14 protein-coding genes are annotated in these 18,080 nt (G+C 36.0%); all 14 read left to right on the top strand.

Translation table 11 applies throughout. The annotated features are described in order from the left end of the window. The first annotated feature begins 116 nt into the window (after positions 1-116). Positions 117-1,187 carry a DUF1786 domain-containing protein gene (locus METEV_RS02455; RefSeq protein ID WP_013193976.1) on the top strand — a complete coding sequence of 357 codons (1,071 nt, stop codon included), beginning with the start codon at positions 117-119 and terminating at the stop codon, positions 1,185-1,187. Positions 1,188-1,350: 163 nt separating this feature from the next. Continuing rightward, positions 1,351-1,869, top strand: coding sequence for a 50S ribosomal protein L16 (locus METEV_RS02450; RefSeq protein WP_013193975.1), 519 nt, complete (start codon positions 1,351-1,353; stop codon positions 1,867-1,869). A gap of 84 nt (positions 1,870-1,953) precedes the next feature. Beyond that, positions 1,954-2,589: a translation initiation factor IF-2 subunit beta gene (locus METEV_RS02445; RefSeq protein WP_013193974.1), complete on the top strand. Its 636-nt coding sequence runs from the start codon at positions 1,954-1,956 to the stop codon at positions 2,587-2,589. Positions 2,590-2,739: 150 nt separating this feature from the next. After that, positions 2,740-3,957, top strand: coding sequence for a radical SAM/SPASM domain-containing protein (locus tag METEV_RS02440; protein ID WP_013193973.1), 1,218 nt, complete (start codon positions 2,740-2,742; stop codon positions 3,955-3,957). Between the two features lie 176 nt (positions 3,958-4,133). Then, complete coding sequence (locus METEV_RS02435; protein ID WP_049891240.1) at positions 4,134-5,456, top strand: tryptophan--tRNA ligase; 1,323 nt, start codon at positions 4,134-4,136, stop codon at positions 5,454-5,456. Positions 5,457-5,505: 49 nt separating this feature from the next. Further along, positions 5,506-7,047 (top strand): phenylalanine--tRNA ligase subunit alpha, encoded by a 1,542-nt coding sequence (pheS, locus tag METEV_RS02430; RefSeq protein ID WP_013193971.1) that lies wholly within the window; start codon positions 5,506-5,508, stop codon positions 7,045-7,047. A gap of 564 nt (positions 7,048-7,611) precedes the next feature. After that, positions 7,612-8,697 carry an AI-2E family transporter gene (locus tag METEV_RS02425; RefSeq protein WP_013193970.1) on the top strand — a complete coding sequence of 362 codons (1,086 nt, stop codon included), beginning with the start codon at positions 7,612-7,614 and terminating at the stop codon, positions 8,695-8,697. Between the two features lie 249 nt (positions 8,698-8,946). Further along, positions 8,947-10,251 carry an RNA-guided endonuclease InsQ/TnpB family protein gene (locus METEV_RS02420; protein WP_049890893.1) on the top strand — a complete coding sequence of 435 codons (1,305 nt, stop codon included), beginning with the start codon at positions 8,947-8,949 and terminating at the stop codon, positions 10,249-10,251. Between the two features lie 150 nt (positions 10,252-10,401). Next, entirely contained in the window at positions 10,402-12,315 is a 1,914-nt protein-coding gene (locus METEV_RS02415; RefSeq protein WP_013193968.1) for a threonine--tRNA ligase, read from the top strand. Positions 12,316-12,339: 24 nt separating this feature from the next. Beyond that, positions 12,340-12,636 (top strand): acylphosphatase, encoded by a 297-nt coding sequence (locus tag METEV_RS02410; RefSeq protein ID WP_013193967.1) that lies wholly within the window; start codon positions 12,340-12,342, stop codon positions 12,634-12,636. 147 nt (positions 12,637-12,783) lie between these two features. Next, positions 12,784-13,614: a diaminopimelate epimerase gene (dapF, locus tag METEV_RS02405; protein WP_013193966.1), complete on the top strand. Its 831-nt coding sequence runs from the start codon at positions 12,784-12,786 to the stop codon at positions 13,612-13,614. 86 nt (positions 13,615-13,700) lie between these two features. After that, on the top strand, positions 13,701-16,847 hold the full coding sequence (locus tag METEV_RS02400) for a FlaD/FlaE family flagellar protein (protein WP_013193965.1): 3,147 nt from the start codon (positions 13,701-13,703) through the stop codon (positions 16,845-16,847). 31 nt (positions 16,848-16,878) lie between these two features. Next, the gene (locus METEV_RS02395) at positions 16,879-17,349 is read left to right on the top strand and encodes a DUF7287 family protein (RefSeq protein ID WP_013193964.1); all 471 of its coding nucleotides are present in this window, start codon (positions 16,879-16,881) and stop codon (positions 17,347-17,349) included. A gap of 1 nt (position 17,350) precedes the next feature. After that, a complete protein-coding gene (locus tag METEV_RS02390; RefSeq protein WP_013193963.1) occupies positions 17,351-17,968 on the top strand; it encodes a DUF7288 family protein in 618 nt (205 codons plus the stop codon). The last annotated feature ends 112 nt before the right edge of the window (positions 17,969-18,080 follow it).

Genomic DNA, 18,080 nt, shown 5'->3' with positions numbered 1-18,080 from the left:
AAGTAGTATCTATAGATTATCGATGATTTATTTAATTGTTTGTGTCCAACAAAGATATAAATCTATTTTCTGTATGGATTACTTATAAATCGAACTTTTCCATTTGTTAAAATAATATGCAGATACTTTCAATAGATGTAGGTACTGGTACACAGGACATCCTTTTGTATGATACTGAAAAAGGTATGGAAAACAGCCCTGTAATGATAATGCCGTCTCCTACAGTAATGGTTGCAGATAAAATCCGTAAGGCAACATCACAGGGAATAGATATAGTGCTTACAGGATACATTATGGGTGGAGGTCCTTCCACCAAAGCAGTTAAAGACCATCTGAAAAAGGGATTAAATGTTTATGCTACAGAAAATGCTGCACTAACCATCCATGATAATCCTGATAAAATTCGTTCTATGGGTGTTAAAATAATTGATGAACATGAATTGAAATCACTTCCTGAAAATTTACAGCGTATAAATCTGCAGGATTTGACTTTAGACGCGATAAAAAACGCTTATTATCAGTTTGGTATAACCGCACCGTCAAATTTTGCGGTAGCTGTCCAGGATCATGGATATTCACCCGAATCAAGTAATCGTGTTTACAGGTTTAAACATTTTGAAAACGCGATTCGAGAAGGTGGCGGCATTGAGCAATTTTCCTATAAAAATAAGGATATACCCCCGTACCTGACACGTCTGGTGGATACATCGCGTATAATCGGAGGAACACAATCGGTTTTTATGGATACTGGACCAGCTGCTATTTTTGGTTCGTTAAAAGATTCCAGTTCATATCAACCTTCAGTAGTAGTAAACATAGGAAACGGGCACACACTTGGAGCTCTTGTTATTGATAACAAAGTTGTAGCATTATTTGAACATCATACATCCCAACTAACATCTTACCGATTACAGGATTATATAATAAGGCTTTCAGAGGGCGACCTTGCTTTTGAAGAAATATTTAATGATAAAGGTCATGGATGTTACATAAACAGAAAAATTGGTTTTGATAACATCAAATCTGTGATGGTTACAGGTCCAAGACGGGAAATGATTCAAAATCTGGATGAGTATGATAAACATCCAAAGTTGTGGGATAAATTACATTTTGCTGCACCATTTGGAAACATGATGCTTACCGGATGTTTCGGGTTAATTTCAGCATATTGTTACCATTATGGATGAAAGATTTATAAACCCTGACATAACAGGGAATTTTATATATTACAAATGTTTTCAGGTTAAGTTATCAATAGATACATATAGGTGTATCGCATAGTAAGGCGAAGTAAATCCAAATTAGAAGAATTTTTCAATTTAATCTTAATTATCAAGGAGGCTTAATTTTATGGCACGAAAACCAGCAAGCATGTATAGGAATGTAAAAAAACGCTCATATACAAGACGTGAATATATGGGTGGTGTACCGGGCAGCCAGGTAATCCACTATGATATGGGCAACAAAACCGCACAGTTCCCTGTAAAATTATCATTAATAGCTGAAGAAGACTGTCATATACGTCATACTGCTCTGGAATCAGCCCGTGTTTCTGCAAACAGGAAATTAATGAAGGCAGCAGGGCGTGCAGGATATCATCTTAAAGTAAGAGTATATCCACATGAAGTACTAAGGGAAAATAAACAGGCTACTGGTGCTGGTGCAGACCGTGTTTCAAGCGGTATGAGGCAGGCATTTGGTAAAAATGTAGGTACAGCAGCCCGTGTTTCCGCAGGTCAAAAAGTATTTACAGCATCTGTGAACAAGGATGATTTTGGAGCTGCAAAGGACGCACTCTGGAGAGCAGGTCAAAAAATACCAACACCATTCAGAATTGTTGTCGATCAGGGATGGAAACTGGTAGAATAATCCCTACATTTTTTAATTTTTCTTTGACCAAACGTTTTAAATTACAGATATCATATATAAATACAACAAAATCAAAGAGTGAGGGTGATTAACATAGAAGTAGATTATAACGATTATGATTCCCTTCTGGATCGTGCAATGGAAAAAATGCCAGAAATGGAAACTTCAGACGACCGTTTTACAATTCCAGAACCTAAGGTATTACAAGAAGGGAAAACTACAATTTTAGACAATTTTGGAAACATTGTGGATGTACTAAATCGAGACCCTGAACATGTTTTAAAATATCTAAACCGTGAACTTGGTACTGCAGGTAAGATAGAAGGAAGTAGAGCTGTATTCCAGGGTAGATTTCCCAAAGAATTGATAAAATCAAACCTTGATTCCTACCTGAATGAATATGTATTGTGCACAGAATGTGGACGACCAGATACCCAATTGGAAAAAGTTGACAGGGTACTGGTAATGAAATGTCTGGCATGTGGTGCACATCGTCCGATTAAAAAGAAAAAGGCATCTTCTGGTACGACACCAACGGTAGCGGTCGAAGAAGGCAAAGTTTATGATGTTCAAATCACCGCAGTAGGTTCCAAGGGCGATGGAATTGCAAAACTTGATAAATTCACCATATTTGTACCTGGTGCTGCAAAAGGTCAGAATGTAAAAGTTAAAATAAACCGTATAAGCGGTAATCTTGCTTTTGCAGAAAAAGCTGAATAAACCAATGATTTGTTTTATTGCATCACAAGATAGTGGTGTAATATTTCAATATCATTATCCAATCGCTTAGGGTTTGTCTGTTTTATATAACCACTAATTTAATCAAGGATTGTTTTTTAATAGCCCATCAATAAGTTAAAAAGGGTTACAATGAGCTCAAACACCGATATTCCAAAATCATTATCCACAAACAGTAAAGAAAATATATCATTGATGTCGATTCCTGGGTTGTCGATTGACCTTAACCATCAAGATGGTTTTTTACAGCTTGAGGCAAAAGGCACTTTAAAATCAACCTGTTCTCCGTTTTTGGACAAAATCAATTCACGCCTTAAAAAAGAAAAACCTGCAACATGGAATGAAGAAAGTGTAATTGCATCAACTTGGCTGCCACCGATACCAAGTGGACCATTTAAGCGGTTATTGTATGCAGAAACGAAGATAGCGTTTGGTAAATATATACCAGAAACTGTGTCCTTTGAAATCACCCGTGAATGTAAATGTAACTGTGAGCATTGTGTTGTAAGTGGTGGAGAAGGAGACCTTGATGTAGATACCATTAAAAGGACTATTGATGAAGCACTGGATATGGGTGCATTTATAATTACTTTTACAGAAGGTGACCCGCTGCTCAGGGAGGAAATCTTTGAACTTATAGATTATGTGGATAAAGACCGGGCGATAGTAAACATATTCACTCCGGGAACAGAACTAACACCTGAAACAGCCAAACGTCTAAAAGAATCCGGTCTCCATAATCTTTTAATCAGTATTTATTCCACAGATTCTGAAAAACATGATTCTGTAAGAAGGCTTGATGGAGCGCATGAAATGGCTCTAAATGCCATTAAAAATGCAGTAGATGCGGGTTTGCTTGTGACAATGGCAACCCATGTTTCACCCAATAGAATGGGTGAATTGCCCAGACTTTATGAACTGGCATCACAGCTTGGAGTTCATGAACTGTCGTTATGGGAATCAGTTCCCAAAAAACCGCAGGATCCTATATTGTCTGATACAGAACGTGAATCAATACTGGATATGTACCATGAAATAAATTCCAATCCTCAAGGTCCGAGAGTGTTTTCAAATACATATTTTGAAGGAGAGATGCTTGGATGTATGGCAGGTCAGAGATGGATGCATGTATGTGTGGATGGTTCAGTAAAACCCTGCCCCTATATACCTTTTGAATTTGGAAATATCCAGAACGATTCATTAAAGGATATATGGAACAATATCCGCAATTATTCTCATTTTAAAGGTAAACGTAGCAGATGTCTGATGCATGAACCTGATTTTTTAAATCTGGTATCAAAGATACCGGATACTGAAGAGATACCCTACAGGTTTGATAAATTGCAATAACTTTATTTTACAAATCCACATCCTTTTTGTATACGTTTGAAAATCGTAATGTTTAACCATCTGGATGGCAATCGTATTCTGCCATCTTTGTTTATTTGATATCTGCTACAATTGATATTAATATATAATAGAAAACATAATATCCACATAACGATTTGAAGAGGCACCATATGGATATGAAAATGAAAATCGACCCATGGGGTACACTGGATATAGAGGATTATTCTAAATTATTCGATGAGTTTGGGATATCACCGATTGAAGATGTGTATTCTGATATTCCATCCCCTCACAAATTCATGAGGCGAAATATAGTATTCGGTCATAGAAACTACAACCTGATTGTAGATGCAATGAACAAGGGTGAACCGTTTTCTGTTATCAGTGGTTTCATGCCTTCAGGCATGGTACATCTTGGCGGTAAAATGGTAATGGATGAAATAATCTGGCATCAACAGATGGGTGCAGATGCTTTTGTCGGTATTGCAGACAGAGAGGCTTACGCAGTAAGGGGGCTTTCTTGGGACAAATGCCGTGAACTTGGAATTAATGAATACATTTTAAGTTTAATAGCTCTGGGTTTTGAACCGGATGGGCATATTTACTTCCAGTCGAAATGTGATAATGTCAAAAATATGGCATTTGAGTTGGGGTCAAAAACCAATTATTCAGAACTCAGTGCTATATATGGGTTTGGTGGAGAAACCAATGTATCACACATGATAAGCACTCTTACCCAGAGCGCTGATATTCTACAGCCGCAGTTAAAGGAATTCGATGGTCCAAAGCCGACGGTCGTACCGGTAGGAGCGGATCAGGACCCTCATATACGCCTGACTCGGGGACTGGCTCATAAAATGAACATGTTAAGAATTGAAACCCGTGAAGATAATAATGGGAACCAATATTTTAGTATTCGCAATAAATCAGCTCCTGAATATGTATTGAAACAGATTAAAAAACATGCACCCGGTAAAAGTAAAGTCTTTGAAGGGCATGTTGACATATTTGGGACAGATGATTTTGAAGCTATATTAGATATTGTCCGTCAGGTAGAACTTGAGGCTGGTGGCTATTCATTTGTTCCGCCTGTAGCAACATATCACAGGTTCATGTCGGGTTTACAGGGCGGTAAAATGTCAAGCAGTGACCCGGATAGTTATATCGCATTGACCGAGGACCCGAAAGAAGGAGCCAAAAAAGTCAAACGATCCAAAACCGGTGGATGTGTCAGCCTTGAAGAACAGAAAAAGTTGGGAGGCAATCCGAAAAATTGTTCTGTTTATGAATTATTGATGTTTCATTTAATAGATGATGACAAACAGCTTACAGAAATTTATGATGAATGTGTAAGTGGAACGCGGATGTGTGGAAGCTGTAAAAAATATACTGCAGAGCTTATGTCCGAATTTTTAAAAGATCATCAAGAAAAACGTGAATTAGCCAAAGAAAGATTGGATGAATACGGATTGGGTGAATACAGAAAATATGTACATTGAACTGTCAGGGTAAAATTATCTTAAAAACTGCGATTAAAAGAGTGATGAAATGAGTGAGCAAAAGCAACAACATGAAGCATCTGATTATAATCTTTCAATTAATGAAAAAAAGGTTTTAATTGCACTGGGAGAACTGGAATCCACAACACCCGAAACACTGGCTGAAAAAACTTCACTGAAGCCTGAAGCCGCCATGCAATCAGCCTTTTTACTCGAGGAAGAAGGGCTGGCAAAAGTCGATGAAGAGGTTTCTGTGAATTATACAATAACAAGGGAAGGTGTAGAATATGCTGATAATGGTTTGCCTGAACGTCAGATAATTGAATATATTTCTGAACCAGTAGCTATTGATGATTTAAAAAACCAGCTATCCCCTAAAATGGTAGGTATTGCTATCGGATGGCTCAAGAAAAAAGGTTGGGCAGATGTTAAAAACAGTATGATAATGCCTTTGGTAGGTTCACCAGAAATAGGTGATGACGAAAAAATCCTTTCAAAATTTAAACAATATGCACAGGAACCTGATAAATCTGGAATTGCATTTACAGAAGAGGAACTGCTTGAAAAGGATAGTGAAAAATCGGCTCTCAAAGACCTTCTCAAGCGTAAACTTGTTATCAAGAATGAAGAAAAATACAGATATGTTTCAATAACAAATCAGGGACGTGAACTGGTATCACAGGGTATTGAAATAGGGGAGGAAATCACCCAGCTAACTTCACAACTTCTAAAAACAGGAGAATGGAAGAAGAAAAACTTCCGCTCATATAATATACATACACCTCCGAAACCGATTTACGGTGCAAAGATACACCCCTACCAGCGCCTAATCAACCAAATGCGCCAGATTTTTATTGAAATGGGTTTTACTGAAATAAAAGGGGAAATTATACAAAGTTCTTTCTGGAATTTTGATGCACTTTTCCAGCCACAAGATCATCCTGCACGTGATATGCAAGATACATTCCATCTTGAATCCACGTCAGAAATTGATGAAGAATGTAAAGACAATGTTTGTGCTATGCATGAACATGGTGGGGACATCAGTTCTACCGGCTGGGGTGGTCGATGGGATGAAAATATAGCCAGAAGGAATGTTTTAAGAACCCATACAACCGCAGTAACCATCAAATATCTTGCAGATAACCCTGAACCACCAGTGAAGGCTTTCTGTATAGACCGAGCATATCGTAGAGAAACTATAGACCCTACCCATCTTCCTGAATTCGAGCAACTTGAAGGTGTTGTTATGGATAAAAACATGTCTTTTGCCAATTTGCTCGGATGCCTGGCAGAATTTTATCACCGGATGGGTTTTGAGAACGTTCGTTTCAGACCGGGTTATTTCCCCTATACAGAACCCAGCGTAGAACCTGAAGTATATATTGATGGTATGGGCTGGATAGAACTCGGAGGTGCCGGAATTTTTAGAAAAGAAGTAACAGATCCGCTTGGTATTAAACATCCAGTTCTTGCATGGGGTCTGGGAGTTAGTCGTGTTGCGATGTTGAAACTGGGTCTTCGTGATTTGAGAGAACTGTATCAGTCTGATATCAACTGGATACGTAAAAGCGAAGTTTGCAGATTGTAATAATACTCTTGAAAAAAAAAGAACGACACCGAAAGGTTAAGAGGTTGCATAGAATTCGAGGTAGGTGTTGTTCAATCTTTTTTGATTTTTCTACACTCTATATATATGGTGCTGTATAAAAACGGCACAGACAGCCATTGAGTGCTCGGTTTACGAATAGTTTTGAATGATATAAATTTAATCGATATATTCTATATAGGCTATATATTACTGAAATCGTATATGATTGATTTAATTATAGTTAGAAAGAGGAGATAACACCGACATGGAGGAGTAATTTGGTAGATACAGAGCATTACTATGTCGGTGTTTTGATAGATGACCTTACATAAAATTAGGTATATAAAAAACTAATTAATAATTAAAAATGATTATTAAATAAAACCTTTATATTTTATTTTTCGATTTGTTACAGGTTTGTCATCAGTAACAATTTAAATAAAAAATATTATATCTTGCTTTTATATATTTATACCAGTAAGTAATAGTATACAGTTTTGTTTTTATTGATTTATTAGATTGTTTAAATTGTAATAGCAACCATATAAACACACAGGATTTGCAATGAATCAGGAAAAAAAAGACGGTATGGTACTGCTTATAGAACATAAATGGAAGATTATTGCAGCTATAGCGGTAGCTTTATTTTTCCTTGCAATTATATTCATTTTGCGTCCGCTCGCTGATGGGATAATACTTGGTCTTGTTTTTGCTTATATATCCCGACCTATTTACCTGAAATTAAATAAAAATAAACGCGTAGGTGCGCTTGTGGCAACTATATGTATTGTTATTCCAATTATATTTATACTTGGTATGGGAATACTGGAAATAATACAGCAGATAACATGGATTGTCCAAAATCAGAATGAAGTTATATCATCCCTTACAGGTTTTATAAACAATGTAGAAATACCAGATTTTTTGCATACTGGAATTGAACAAAGTATACAGGATATTTCACAATCAATTATACCAATTCTTAGAGAAATAGGGATTGTATCTTATGCTAAAGACCTTGTAATATTTTTATTAAATCTTGTAATTTCTATTATTGTTTGCTATTTCTTGCTTTCGGATGGGAATACACTGTATCAAAAAGTTCTTGATATAACTCCCAGTAATTACCAGAAAACGTTTCAAAACTATGTAACAGAACTGGATAAAATCCTTGGGGGTATATTTATTGGTAATGCCTATGCAGCACTTTTTGTCAGTATTATGTCTGCGATAGTGTTTTATGTTTTCGGTTTTTCACACATTCTTGCGTTATCCGCATTAATTTTCATAGCGGCTGTAGTACCACTGTTTGCAGGGTATATGGTACTTCTACCTCTTGCATTACTTCGTTATTTCAATCAGGGCATTGAAGCGGCATTGATTTTTTTCCTCGTTGCATCAATAGTTATTTATTTACCCCCTGAGCTATTTATGCGACCATATCTTGCAAGTCTTAAGTCAAAAGTTCATCCGTTGTTAATCATGCTTGCATTCATCGGAGGAGCATTTGTCGGAGGTATCGCCGGATTTTTCGCGGCTCCGATACTTCTGGGAGCGTTGATTGCTGCATACAGAGTGTATGTAAGTGAGCTACGCAGTTACGGGTATAATTTAGGCCAGAATACAGATAAATCAGAAAATAACGGATAATGGGATTTGGGAATAAAACAGTTCCCATATTATACAACAAATTTGCATAATATTGCACACAGTATGTAATAATTGTAAATGGTGTTAAAATAGAAATAATCAATCAAACAGAAGATAAAACATACGAAATTGAATTGTTCGAAGATGTTCTTACTATCATCACGGTTTTTTCCGCAAAACTTTATAGAAACTATGGTCATAAGAACAAAAAAATCAAGGAGACAAACGAAAAGCTATTTGATGATTATAATGTCGTTTCGGAATAAAGATAAATTTAAAAATACAGTTACATTCACTCTAAAACAGGAGATTTATTTCTCCGGTGAAGATGAGAATATTCTCGATGGTCAATCGAAGATATGTAACTGGTTATATAATTATCTTTACGACATGGTCGAATATGACTATAAGTATAATGGTAGTAGGAACAAACTCATCAATAAATACAACTTGAGAAACCAGGTTCCACGTTTAAAAGAAGAAAAACCATTTTTGAAAACTGTTTATTCTTCAGTTCTGAAAAACGTAGCGATAAGGTTAGCAAAATCTTATGAAAACTTTTTCCAGATACCCGAAGTAGGACATCCTCAACACAGAAGTTGGAAAACCAAGTGGTTCTCACTTGAATATGAAGAAAAAATTGGATGGAAAATAGATGGTAAAACCGTAATCATAAGCTTGGGTAAAGACAAATATTCCAAACAATTAAAAGTTGTTGGAACACTAAATGAGAAACCAAAACTTGATGGTGGTGAACCAAGAGCATTTAGATTGGTGAAACAACGTGGGAAATTTTATGCTATATTAACAGTTGTAAAAGACAAAACTCCAAAAAAAGATGTGGAAAAATGGATTGCTCTCGACCCAAATCATAAGAACCTCTTAACAGCTTATGATTACAAAGGAAATACAATCGAATTCCAGAATTTAGACGAGATAAAATACTGGGATGGCGTGATTGATGATTTAATGTCTAAACGAGATAACTGCAAACGCAAATCTCAATTTATACCTATAAGTGAAACAAGAGGATATTGGGAACCAAGTAACAATTGGAAAAGATACGACAAAGCGCTGGAGAAAGCACTACATACCAAACGAGAACAGACAAAGTTGGGTATGTTTACTATAGCAAACTATCTTTGCAGAAACTACGATAAAATCTTAATTGGTGATTATACGCCATCGAAAGAAGTTTCACCGCATAAAAAAGCAAATCGCAGTATCTTAAATCAAACTCTCATCGCAAAATTGCGTGGTACAATTGAATGGGTTTGTGATAAATCAGGAAAAACTTTCAAAAAAGTTGATGAGAAAAATACAACAAAAAAATGCTGTATTTGTGAAGATGTAGAAAAGAAGGACCCGGAAGTAAGAACTTTTACCTGTAAAAAATGCGGTCAGACCCTTTCGAGAGATATAAACAGCGCTGTAAATATTGCTAAAAAAGAAATGCATTTGTCTGGCACGGACTACAAAGCTAATCTCAAAGAACCTTTGTATATTGCATATTGGAGATACAATAACTCGAAAATAAATATGCAAACGAATTAAACGAGAAAGATGATACTTTCTCACCTAAGTTTACATGATTTTATGTAAATTTAGGAGTGCGGATAAAACCTATAAATCTTATTAGGTATTGATTAAACATTAATAAACACGGCATCAATTAGTTTCATTAACTCTTATAAAGGTGAAATCATGCGATTATTGTTGGTTCATTCAGATTATATAGAATACGAAGTAAAAAAAAGTACACCAGTGGCTGAAAAAGTTGATGAGTCCCAAAAAAGTGGACGTCTTGAAGAAGCATTGACGGTTTTTCTGGCGGTTGAAAAACCGGATGAATCGGATATAGATGAAATTGTAAAACGGACTGTAGATGAAATCAAAAATGTAATGGGTCAGATTAATACAGACCGTATAATGCTTTACCCATATGCACATCTGAGTAATGAACTATCATCTCCTGATACAGCGGTAAAGGCACTCAAAAAAATAGAAAAAGAACTTTCTGACAAATATGAAGTCAAGCGCGCACCATTTGGCTGGTACAAGTCATTCAATATAAACTGTAAAGGTCATCCATTATCAGAATTATCTCGTACTATTCGTCTGGAGAGTACGTCAACATCAGCTACTGGGGAAAGTACTGGTTTTGAATCTGAAGAGGAAGAAGTGGTTTCAGAAGCTTTAAAGGCAGAAGAAACTGCCAAGTCTTACTGGTATGTTCTAACACCTGATGGTGAACTCCGTGATGTTGATAGTTTTGATTTTTCAGACCATTCCAACCTTGAAAGGTTTGTAAATTATGAAATATCAGAAAGTCGAGTTGTAGATAAAACTCCTCCACATGTTGAACTAATGAAAAGGCTGGGGATTGCGGATTATGAACAGGGTTCTGATTCCGGGAACCTTCGATACTATCCCAGAGGAAGGTTTATAAAATCACTTCTTGAAAATTATGTGCTTGATGAGGCAATCAGATCAGGGGCCATGGAAGTTGAAACACCCATAATGTATGATATGAACCACCCCACACTGAAAAAGTATCTGGACAGATTCCCTGCACGTCAGTATTCCATTGAATCCGATAAACGTCGCCTCTTCCTCAGATTTGCAGCCTGTTTCGGACAATTTTTGATGTCTCATGACATGACAATATCCTACAAGAATCTTCCACTTAAAATGGTAGAAATGACAAGATACAGTTTCAGAAAAGAACAGCGTGGAGAGCTTGTAGGTATGAAGCGCCTCCGTAGTTTCACAATGCCTGATATGCATACATTCTGTGAGGATATGGACCAGTCGATTTCTGAATTCGATGACCAGTACAAAATGTGTATAAATACACTTGATAATATCGGTGTTGATGTTGATGATTATGAAGTTGCAATACGTTTTACCCGTGATTTCTATGAAAATAATAAGGATTTTATAACAGAGATGGCAAAAACAGTCAACAAGCCTGTACTTGTTGAGATGTGGGATACACGCTTTTTCTATTTTGTTCTCAAATTCGAATTCAATTTCATTGATGCACTTGGAAAAGCAAGTGCACTGTCAACAGTGCAGATAGATGTGGAGAATGCTGAAACCTATGATATCAGTTATATTGATAGGAATGGGGAATCAAAAAGACCAACTATGCTTCATTGTTCACCCAGTGGTGCAATCGAGAGATGTATATACGCACTTCTTGAGAAAAATGCAATGAAAATTGATAATGGCGAAGTACCCATGCTTCCAGTATGGTTATCACCAACACAGGTAAGAATTATACCTGTACACGAGCACCATTTTGATTTTGCAGAAAAAATTTATGAACAATTGAACTGCCGTGTTGATATCGATGATAGAGAAGATACAGTAGGCAAAAAGATACGTGAAGCAGGACGTGAATGGATACCTTATGTTGTTGTGATAGGTGACCGTGAGATAGAAAGCGGTAAACTGAATGTAACCATAAGGTCTGAATCACTGCCCAAGAAGCCAAAGAGTTCAGAAATGACAGTTGAAGAATTGAACAACCGGGTGCTTTCAGAAATACAAGGAATGCCCTACCGCGAGCAACCTCTTGCTAAATATGTAACAAAAAGACCAAAGTTTTTATAATTGCTGAAAGATAAACAATTAACCATGCAGGAACCAGAATCAACACCAGAAGTCGGTGCAGAAATTTATGTATCAGGTAGAGTCCAGGGTGTGTTTTTCAGGCAGTTCACAAATGATGCTGCTACGCATCTTGGACTTACTGGATATGTACAGAATTTGCCTGACGGAAGAGTAAGGGTTGTAGCAGAAGGAAGTCAGGAGAAAATGAATAAACTGATTGATAAACTACACTCTGGACCTTCACTGGCAAATGTTGAAAATGTTAATGTCAATTGGTATGAACCAACTAATGAATTCAGAGATTTCAAGGTCAGGAATTAAGCATTTGGTTTTTTATTTTTCTGGTACTTTTTTTAATAAAATGGTTAAGAACTAAAACTATTTTGTTTTAAACTATAAATATTAATAGTGTTTTGGTTCTTTTCGCAGGGTTAGATTTTTTATATAAATATGGTGATTCTAACTGGTATGATTGAATTCACAAAATTACATGGTAACGGGAATGATTTTATTGTAATCGATGAGTTTGAAAATGAAATTGTTCCTGAAAATCAAAAGGCTGATTTTGCGGTTAAATACTGCAGACGTAAGTTTGGAATAGGAGCAGATGGTATCCTTTATATATCTGGTTCTGATAAAGCTGACATGAAAATGAGATTGTTGCAGCCCGACGCATCAGAGGCTGAAATGTGTGGCAATGGTATACGATGTCTTGTAAAATACGCTTATGATAATGGGTACATTAATCTTGGTGAATCTACGGTAGAAACAATTGCAGATGTCTATAATGTAAAAACCCGCAAAGATGATGGTGGTTTCTGGGTCAAAGTAAATATGGGCAAACCACTGACAAAGCGTTCTGATATCCCTGCGCAGGGAGATTCTGATGATGATTTTATCAATGTAGATTTACATGATTATCCAGTATCAGTGGTTAATACTGGCGTACCCCATGCAGTTATATTTGTTGAAAATCTGGATTTTAATATACAGAATACTGCACCCAAAATACGGTTTGATGAGACTTTTCCAAATGGTGCCAATGTTAATTTTGTAAGAATTGACTCCAATGATGAGATAACTATTAGAACCTATGAACGTGGAGTGGAAGATGAGACATTAAGCTGTGGTACAGGTTCTGTGGCATCAGCATACATTTCAAATCTATTGGGTAAAGTAAACAATCCTGTATTGGTTCATACAAAAGGAGGAATGCTTAATATAGAGCTTGATGGTAAAGGTTTTCTTTACATGGAAGGACCTGCTGAAACAATTTATAAAGGAGTAACCTTTAAATAAATATTTAACATTATTATATTTTGTTAGAAAATTTTATACCGTTGTATCAACAAATTTGAAAGTTGGTTAATTATGAGCGAGCTTCCATGGGAAAAGAAAAAAACGAAAATGATTATGGTGACAACAATCATCAAACAGATGAAAAGGAATCTCCTCCTGAACCGCCATCTTTTGATGATGTACCTGATTTATCAGCTCTGGCATCAGAAAACAATGATGATAACGAAAGTGAAAAATCATCAGGTTGTAATGAACAATCATCTTTTGGGCAAGCACCTGATATACTCCAGAACGCGTTCAGCGACGAGCCCATGGAAGAGGTAGAGGAATTAGAGTCTGTTGAACCTGAAGAAGAGGATGAAATTTCTGAATCAGGAACAACAGAAGTACCTTCTTTTGACGACGTACCTGACCTAACAAATCTTGTGTCTGATAATAGTGAAAGTAGTGCAGGGGATAATTCAGGTTCAGATGTGCAATCATCTTTTGAACAGGCACCTGATATACTCCAGAACGCATTCAGCGATGAGCCCATGGAAGAGGTTGACGTTCTGGAACAGGGGGGTTCTGAATCAGAAGCATCTGAATCTAAACCTTTTGATGATGTACCTGATTTATCAACTATAGCATCATCAGACGAAGTTGAAAATACAGAGCAAAATATTTCTGATTCTGATGAACCACCTTTTGAGACGTTTAATAATGAAAATGAAACAAAGGATAATTCATCTCAGGACATTTCACTTGGTGAAATTGAACAATCCTTTGAGACAGACCTGAAAGATTCAGAATCAGAAACAGATAATAATCAAACAGTAGAATCTGATATTACTTATCCTGAAAAAACAGAAGAAACTGAACCTCAATCAGATAAATCCGATGATTCTTCATCATTAAAGAACAAATTTAAATCAATTACACAACGCAGGAATTTGTTTGATGAGCTTGAAGAGGCACAGTCTGAAGACCAGCCGTTGGCAAAACCTGTAAACAAATCAGTTGATGAAGAAAAGCCACTGGAACCATTCAAAGATAAATTCCAGAACATAACCCATGAAGGGAATTTGACAGAAAGTTTTGACCAGTTACGCAAAAAGGTCGATGAATTCCAAACAAATATTCAAAATGAAGAAGGATCTGCAGATAATAGTTCTTCAATAGAACCAGATGAGCCTGAAAGTCTATCATTTAACGATAATAAGGAATCAGAATATAGTGAAACCCCGAGAACTGAACAATCAGGTTCGTCAGAATCCGGTAATGAAAATGTAGTAGAAACAATTAAAACCAGTTTTGACGGTGCCAAAGATAGTAGTTTTTTTAAAAGGTCAAACGAATCACAACCAAACCTGCAAACTTCAGATGTATCTGCAATTGAGAGTGAAAAAAGCGATTCAAGTGAGCGGAAAAATGCCGAATATGCTGAAAAATTTAATGATTTAACAGCATCATTTAAAAACAAATTTAAAAATATCAGGCAGAAAGCAACAGGTTCAACTGAGCAAACAAAAGATTCAGAAAAGACTGAAACCGCTGTTGATGACTTGACACCTCCACCTCTATTTGAACCTTATTTACCTGAGGATACTGAAGATTCAGAAGACGTTTCTGAAAATGTAGGTGATGAAGAACTTGATGAATCTGAAGAAGCTAAAGATATATCCAGATTTTCAAAAGTAAAAAGACTAAAACCCAAATTTGAGAAAGTTTTGAGTCCATTCAAAGTGCTGGTTAAAGGTTCATCAGGTCGCAGGAGTCTTAAAAACCAGATGGAACAGATGAAGGAAGAAATTGAGGAAGAAGAACAGGAAGAATCTTCTCCTGAATTTGTCCCTTCTTTTGAACAGGAAACAGAGGAAACTGAAGAAGAGAAAACGTCAAAAGTTGGCAAAATATCTGGTTTCTTTAAAGGAATTACCCAGCGCGGAAGATTGCGGAAACGAATGAAACAGTTCCGTGAAAATTTAACAGGTTCCAAACAGGATGATTTTGAATTTGAACCCACAACAGAAAATGTCCAAATGCAAGGTCATTATACAGGACAGCCTGCAGGATTAAATTTTGAACAGGTTGACAGACTGGTAAATAAAAAGCTTAACGATCATCAGAAACAGGTTAAAGACGTTGTTGACAAAAAAATAGACAAGGTTTTCAATAAGGAATACATGGATTATATAGCATCAAGAGTGGCTACTAATCAGACAGGGAACCTCCAGGAATTACAGAGCAAGGTTAATGGTTCTGTTACCAGAGTTGAAAAGGTTACTGATGACCTACAAAACCTTTCTGATACAGTGGATGAACTGGATGACAGAATCAAAGAAATACAGAGGCGAAATGAGGATTTTGAATCAAAGATTGATAATTCCTATTATTCTACAAGTGACAGAATAGACAATCTCGAATATCAACTCAAAAATCTTCAGGATTCACTTGGAATCAGTAACGAAAGTGATAGTAAGTTAAATTCAATAGGGACCCGTGTAGATGAACTTGAAAGTGCACTTGATAGTACTCAATCCGATAATCAGGAAATAAAATCAGAATTGTCAAATATACAGCAAAGTATTTCTGATATGTACGATTCCTACAAAGACCTGTTATCACACCTTAATGAAGTTAATGAAGATTATGAATCCAAATTCTCTGATTTGTATGATAAATTGTCCAAAATCGATACAGTTGAATCAAAGTTATCACAAATTGATAAAAATACAAAAGAAAGGGACGAGATTCTTTCAAAAGTTGAAGAGGAATTACCAGTTATCAAAAATGCAATTAAACGTAACCATAAAGAAAACCAGGTACTTGCAAATTCATTAGAGGAATTAAAAAGTTCATCTACTGTTAACAGAACTGAAGGAAAAGAGGACATAGAAACCGTTTCAACTGGTCAGAATGTACAGCTTGGATATATTCCCAAAAATTCAGTTAGTATGAGAATTTGCATGGAATGGCTCAAATACCTCATGAATCGAGTAGGTGGTAATAATCTCGATGAGGTATTAACTTATTATAAAGAGTTGAGCTGGATAAGTGATGATGTGCGACAGGAACTACTCAGGTATTCAGCGGGCATAAGCCATAACGGTGAAAAATCAGACTGGAAACTTACAAAAACTGATCATATAAAATCCATCTGGTTCATTCAAAAGCTTGCAGGGTCTAATTTTGATTTCAATGCACTTCAAAGCATTGAAAATGATGTAAATCAGATAAAGGAAAGTAATTGAGTTAAATCCAAAAGATTGAAAACTTGGTTCCATGAAAACAAAAAACGAATTTGACGATAAGGGACAGTTAACTCTTGATTACCTGATAGCAATAACCTTTTTTTTATTTGCAGTATTTTTTGTATTCCAGTACGCATCAGGCCTTTTTACACCTCTGCAGTCAAATTCTAATGAAGTAACTTTAATAGCAGATAGAACAGCGACCGAACTTGTTGAAAATACATTAAGCGACAACACTGAATCCACAAATAATTTTGTTGACAAAGATAAAATTGATGATTTTTTCAACAACACCAGCCAATATCACAATATACTTGGATTAAATGGTTCATATTTTACTTACAGGCTCAATGTAACTTTAGAAAATAATACATCTATTATTCGTTCTACAGGCGACCCAGTACCATCCTATAAAGATATAGGACAGACCAAACGAATTGTTATCTTCAGAGATGAAGGTAATAACCTAAAGTCTCAGATTTTATCGGTCAGGATATGGTAATATGGATATATCCAGATTACAAATCAGTCTTAAAAATGATGATACGGGTCAGATGCATACCCTTGAAGCGGTAATGGCTGCAATTATCATGGTTTCAGTGGTCGTTTTTGCAGTGCAGGCAACATCGCTGACTCCTCTTACATCATCTACAGCCAACACACATATAGAAACACAATTACAGACAATGGGATATGATATCATGGATTCACTTGACCATTCAGAATATGGGCATGAGTCTCGATTAAAAACTGACCTGTTAAACTGGAGTGGTAATGTCTATATATGGAATGGGAGCTCATATGTAGCCAAATCCAATCAAAGTAAACAATTAAACAGTTCAACAAGCAAAATGCTGGAAAATGTACTGGTAAAACGTGGGATTGCTCACAATATACATTTTATTTATATAGAAGAAGATGGCGAAAGGATAAGGTCACCTTACATATATAATGGAGAGCCATCTGACAATGCAGTAATCGTATCTAGAAAGATTGTTATATCAAATCCTGATATATCAGATATTTCGAAATTTTCATCCAAAACTGGAATAAATGATTTAAACAATTCAACTGATTTTTATAATATTGTTGATATACAACTAACTTTATGGCGTATATAAGGTAAGGTTACCATGTTTAATGAGGATGATTCTGCACAGATGATATTAATAACTGGTTTTGCTATAGGAATAAGCATTGTGTTTTTAACGGTTATGTTAAACAATGTAATAT

The sequence above is a fragment of the Methanohalobium evestigatum Z-7303 genome, assembly GCF_000196655.1.
GTDB classification, from domain to species: Archaea; Halobacteriota; Methanosarcinia; order Methanosarcinales; family Methanosarcinaceae; genus Methanohalobium; species Methanohalobium evestigatum.
This window is presented reverse-complemented; position numbering and strand designations above follow the sequence as displayed.

Excerpts from the sequence above, each read along its gene's own strand:
- METEV_RS02455 (WP_013193976.1), top strand. The coding sequence starts at position 117 with ATGCAGATACTTTCAATAGATGTAGGTACTGGTACACAGGACATCCTT.
- METEV_RS02450 (WP_013193975.1), top strand. The coding sequence starts at position 1,351 with ATGGCACGAAAACCAGCAAGCATGTATAGGAATGTAAAAAAACGCTCA.
- METEV_RS02440 (WP_013193973.1), top strand. The coding sequence starts at position 2,740 with ATGAGCTCAAACACCGATATTCCAAAATCATTATCCACAAACAGTAAA.
- METEV_RS02435 (WP_049891240.1), top strand. The coding sequence starts at position 4,134 with ATGAAAATGAAAATCGACCCATGGGGTACACTGGATATAGAGGATTAT.
- pheS (WP_013193971.1), top strand. The coding sequence starts at position 5,506 with ATGAGTGAGCAAAAGCAACAACATGAAGCATCTGATTATAATCTTTCA.
- METEV_RS02425 (WP_013193970.1), top strand. The coding sequence starts at position 7,612 with ATGAATCAGGAAAAAAAAGACGGTATGGTACTGCTTATAGAACATAAA.
- METEV_RS02420 (WP_049890893.1), top strand. The coding sequence starts at position 8,947 with ATGTCGTTTCGGAATAAAGATAAATTTAAAAATACAGTTACATTCACT.
- METEV_RS02415 (WP_013193968.1), top strand. The coding sequence starts at position 10,402 with ATGCGATTATTGTTGGTTCATTCAGATTATATAGAATACGAAGTAAAA.
- METEV_RS02410 (WP_013193967.1), top strand. The coding sequence starts at position 12,340 with ATGCAGGAACCAGAATCAACACCAGAAGTCGGTGCAGAAATTTATGTA.
- dapF (WP_013193966.1), top strand. The coding sequence starts at position 12,784 with ATGATTGAATTCACAAAATTACATGGTAACGGGAATGATTTTATTGTA.
- METEV_RS02400 (WP_013193965.1), top strand. The coding sequence starts at position 13,701 with ATGGGAAAAGAAAAAAACGAAAATGATTATGGTGACAACAATCATCAA.
- METEV_RS02395 (WP_013193964.1), top strand. The coding sequence starts at position 16,879 with ATGAAAACAAAAAACGAATTTGACGATAAGGGACAGTTAACTCTTGAT.
- METEV_RS02390 (WP_013193963.1), top strand. The coding sequence starts at position 17,351 with ATGGATATATCCAGATTACAAATCAGTCTTAAAAATGATGATACGGGT.